This is a genomic window from Micromonospora maritima, assembly GCF_902825405.1.
In the GTDB taxonomy this organism is placed as follows: Bacteria; Actinomycetota; Actinomycetes; order Mycobacteriales; family Micromonosporaceae; genus Micromonospora; species Micromonospora maritima.
On the sequence record NZ_CADEAU010000440.1, the window covers coordinates 1 to 4,447 of the forward strand.

Here is a 4,447-nt window from a genome sequence, read left to right on the forward strand (position 1 = left end):
CTGGCCGGCGCGGTACGGACGGACGTGGGCGGGCTGGCCGGGCGGATGCCCTGGGCGGCGACGACCCCGACGGCGGTCACGCCGGTCCCGCCGAGGGTTGACGGGACGGCGGGCGCCGCCCGGCGCCCCGACCTGGTCGGCAGCGACCCCCTGGTGCTGCACCTGGGGCTGGACACCCGCCGGGCCCGCTACCTGGGCTGGGCGGCCTACACCGCGAACCGGACCGAGTCGATCCAGTACCGCGTGGGTGACGGGCGGCCGGTGCTGGTCGAGGTGAGCCCGGACCGCCGGGCGGTGTCCGAACTCCTGCTCAACGGCCTCCCCGGCGACGAGGGCGCGATCCCGGTGACGTTCGACGGCAAGGTCCGCGAGTTCCGGGTCGGGGGCGGCGGCGCGGTCCGGGCCTGGCAGCCGGTTCCCGGCCTCTACGCCCGGGCGAGCATGCTCGGTGGCGACCGGAGCGCCCTGACCGAGGCGGTGGGCGCCATCCGCTGGAACGAGGCACGCCGGTGCGACGCGCCGCTGCGGCTGGGCGCCGTGCCGCCGGACGCCCAGGTGGCCACCTGCGCGGTCGACGTGAGCGCGTTCCCGGGCGGCCTCACCGTCGAGCTGACTCTCGTCCGGGCGCCGACGGCCTCGATGGACGTCCAACTGGTCCACGGCGCGCAGATCGCGCGGGACGTCACCTCCGGCAACCGGACCGTGGGCGGACGTCCCGCCCAGCTCTCCTCCGACGGACACCGGCTCGAACTGCTCGGCATCCCGAAGGCGCACCTGACCGCCACGTTCGGCTGGCTGTGGCCGAACGAGCCGCCCGCGGGACAGGTCGACTTCACCGAGGCCGAGGCGGCGAGCGTGCTGGCCGGCACGCGGGTGGCGCCGGACCTGACCGACCCGGAGACCTGGGACTGACCCCCGCCGGCCGGGCCGCCCGACCCGGGCCGGTCCGGCCGGCGGCCCGTACGCTTGGTGACCGTGAGCCCCCGTCGCAACCGCCCCCGTCGGGACGAGACCACCGGCCTGGACGCCGAGCGCGCGCGCCACGGCGTGCCGACCGTGCAGCAGTGGCGCGACGGCGACTGGCAGGTGCGCGCGATCAGCGGTGGGGCGTCCGTCAAGACGTACCGCTGTCCCGGCTGCGACCAGGAGATCCGTCCGGGCGTGGCGCACCTGGTGGCCTGGCCGGCCGACGACCGGGGTGACCTCACCGACCGCCGGCACTGGCACAGCGGCTGCTGGCGGGCCCGGGACCGGCGCGGCCCCAACCTCCAGCGCGGCCGCGGCGCCCCCCGCTACGGCTGAGCGATCTGGATCACCAGGTTCCCGCCCCGGCGGGCGGCGGGGCCGGTGGCGCGGGAGACTGGCACGGTGAGCACTCCGATTCGCGCGTCGTCGATCCTGCCCGGCCGCCGGGAGGACATCGAGCTGCACACCGCCGACGGCCTCACGCTGGTCGGCGAGCTGGCCCGGCCGCTGGAGCGCGAGCCGGTCGCCACCCTGGTCTGCCTGCACCCGCTGCCCACCCACGGCGGGATGATGGACAGCCACGTGTTCCGCAAGGCGGCCTGGCGGCTGCCCGCGCTGGCAGACCTGGCCGTGCTCCGGTTCAACACCCGGGGCACCAGCAGCGTCCGCGGCACCAGCGAGGGGGCGTTCGACGGCGCCGTCGGCGAGCGGTTCGACGTGGCCGCCGCGATCGAGTACGCCGAGTTCCACGAACTGCCGAACATCTGGCTGGTCGGCTGGTCCTTCGGCACCGACCTGGCGCTCAAGTACGGCTGCGACCCGGCCGTGACCGGCGCGATCCTGCTCTCCCCGCCGCTGCGCTTCTCCGCACCCGAGGACCTCGCGGTGTGGGCCGAGTCCGGCCGGCCGCTCACCGCCCTGGTGCCGGAGTTCGACGACTACCTGCGCCCCGAGGAGGCCCGGCAGCGCTTCGCCGCGGTCCCGCAGGCCGAGGTCGTCGGCGTGGACGGCGCCAAGCACCTCTGGGTCGGCGACGCGGAGAGGGTGCTCGACGAGATCGTCCGGCGGGTCGCCCCCGACGTGTCCCTGCCGCTGCCGACCACCTGGGACGGCCCGATGGAGACCGGCGACGTCAGCGCGTACGCGGACCGCACCGTGGCCGCCTTCGCCGACACCCCGGTCCCCGGCCCGGCCCAGCGGCGGGCCGAGTAACGGCTCAGCGGGCGTCCTGCCGGGGCAGCACCACCTCGCGCAGGATCAGCTGCAACGCGGCCACCGTGGGAATCGCGATGAGCGCGCCCACCACGCCCAGCAGCGACACCCCGAGCAGCGCGGCGAGCAGCGCGGCCACCTCGTTCACCGACACCGCCCGACGCATGATCTTCGGATAGATCAGGTAGTTCTCCACCTGCTGGTAGACCAGGAAGAACACCAGGCAGGCGATGCCCACCGGCAGGTCGGTGGCGAGCCCGACCAGGGTCACCACCACCGCGCCGAGGGTCGCCCCGATCTGCGGGATCAGGTCGGTCACCGCGACCACCACGGCCAGTGCGAAGGGGTACGGCAGACCGACCACCAGCGCGAACACGAACGTGCTCGCCCCGGCCAGCACCGCGATGGCCAACGCGCCGACCATGTACGCGCCGACCCGGGTCAGGATCTCGTCGCCGATCAACCGGACCCGCTCCCGGCGGGAGCGCGGCACCAGCGCGTACCCGAGGTCCCGCAGCCTGTCGAAGTAGGCCAGGAAGTAGATCGTCAGCACCAGCACGGTCAGGACCCGGAAGATCGTGCCGAAGATCAACTGCGCGCCGCCCAGCACGCCGCCGAGCGCCCGGCCGATCGTGCCGGCGTCCGCCGCCGACCGGACCCGCTCCATCACGTCGTAGCGGACCACGAGGTCGTTGACCGTCGGGTTGCGGCGCAGGTCCTCGACGTAGCCGGGAAGCTGCTGCACGAACTGCCCGGACTGGGTCACCACCGGCGGCACCAGCGCCAGCAGCCCGCCGATGATCAGCAGCACGACGGTCAGCGTCACCACCGCCACGGCCAGCCCGTGCGGCAGCCCCCACCGGCGCAGCCGGACCACCGCCGGGTGCAGACCGACCGCGAGGAACAGCGCGATCACCACCAGCACCAGGATGCCGGCCGCGTTGCGCACGCCGAGGAAGACCGCGTACGCCAGCAGCACCCCCAGCGCCCCGGTGAAGCCGACCAGGAAGCTGCTGCGTCGCAACGGCCGCCCCGGAACCCCGTACCGTCCGCTCGACTCGAACTCACCGGGTTCGACGAGCACGTCGGCGTGGCCCGCTGTCGCTGCGGTGTCGGCGTCGCCCGCTTCCGCTGCGGTGTCCGCGGCACGGCCCGGGCGACCCCGGTGGACCGGGCCGGTGCGGTGCCCGGGCGGGCCGGCGTCAGGCACGGTCTCGGTACCGCGGTCCCCGTGGCGGCCGATGTCGTTCCGGACCGGTCCGCCGTCGTCCCCAGTCGTGGTGGTGTCGTTCCGGTCCGGGGTGGTGGCGTCCTGCTCGGCTGAGCCGGCGCGGTCGGTGGGGCGGTCCGTGGGGCGGTCGGCGGGGTCCGGCTCCGGACGCAACGCCTCGAACGGGTCGTCGTCCGAGGCGGCCGATCCCTCCTGCGACACCCGTGCCTCCCGGTTCCCGCTGCTCCGGCCGACCCGCGGAGCGACTCCCTGGCGGGCCGCGACCACGGACGCCGCGACCCCTGCCCGCAGGTTAGCCGCCACCGCCCGGGCGGACCATCCTTCCGATGCTTCCCGCCGCATCGAGGCACGCCCCTGTCCTCGGTTCGAGGCGGTGGGACGCCATGGGTGTGTCACAGCCGCCCATCGCCGGACACCGGCGTCCGTCCGCCCCGGCACGTCGGTATCGGGCGATATACCGCTGAGTCATGAATATGACCCAGCGGTATATCACCTTCGAGAGGTGCCATGGACCCGACGGCGTCACCCTCCGTCACACTTGGACGACGCAGGCGGCGACGGACTCGAGGCGGTGGCGGGCGGAACGTGGCGGGTGTCTGCGTGGTGCGCACGGTACGCGGGTATGCCGCCGCCCTCTCTGGCGACGCGGTGTGGATCGTGCCCGGCTTCGAGCGTGAGCGCGGGCTCGGGGAGGGTGAGCGATCCGGGACGGCCGGTTCGGCCAGCGGCCGACCCGCCGGAACGCGGGGTCGGGTCAGTCCTTGTCGACGGTGACCGTGCTCGGCTTGGCGCTGCGCTCGTCGGTGGTGGGCTTCGTCGGGCGCTTGCCGTTCTCTCCGGTACTGGTGATCTTCGTCGGGGTGGCCCCGCGACCGCCCTCGCCCGGCACCGCGGCCACGGTGGGCTCGCCGTCGACGCCCGCGCCGCCGGGGGAGTCCATGGTGGTCACCGGCTCGCCGACCGGCTTGGCCTTCCCCGCCTCCACCGGCTCACCCGCCGACTTGACCGGCGCGGACCCGTTGGCCGGAGCCGCCGCCG

General features: G+C 74.8%; 4 protein-coding genes and 1 pseudogene. 3 read left to right on the forward strand and 2 right to left on the reverse strand.

Annotation, left to right across the window (positions count from 1 at the left end; translation table 11 throughout):
- From HUW36_RS26550 to HUW36_RS26560, 3 genes are all read left to right on the forward strand, one after another.
- The coding region (locus HUW36_RS26550) for a hypothetical protein (protein ID WP_174530645.1) at nucleotides 1-912 on the forward strand (912 nt) is incomplete at its 5' end.
- Nucleotides 913-969: 57 nt separating this feature from the next.
- Nucleotides 970-1,302, forward strand: coding sequence for a hypothetical protein (locus tag HUW36_RS26555; RefSeq protein WP_098747099.1), 333 nt, complete (start codon nucleotides 970-972; stop codon nucleotides 1,300-1,302).
- Nucleotides 1,303-1,368: 66 nt separating this feature from the next.
- Nucleotides 1,369-2,178, forward strand: coding sequence for an alpha/beta hydrolase (locus tag HUW36_RS26560; RefSeq protein WP_174530646.1), 810 nt, complete (start codon nucleotides 1,369-1,371; stop codon nucleotides 2,176-2,178).
- Between the two features lie 4 nt (nucleotides 2,179-2,182).
- On the opposite strand, the gene HUW36_RS26565 is transcribed toward HUW36_RS26560, so the two are convergent.
- Nucleotides 2,183-3,262 carry an AI-2E family transporter gene (locus tag HUW36_RS26565; protein ID WP_174530647.1) on the reverse strand — a complete coding sequence of 360 codons (1,080 nt, stop codon included), beginning with the start codon at nucleotides 3,260-3,262 and terminating at the stop codon, nucleotides 2,183-2,185.
- A gap of 901 nt (nucleotides 3,263-4,163) precedes the next feature.
- Nucleotides 4,164-4,447, reverse strand: a pseudogene (locus tag HUW36_RS26570) (hypothetical protein); the annotation flags it as partial.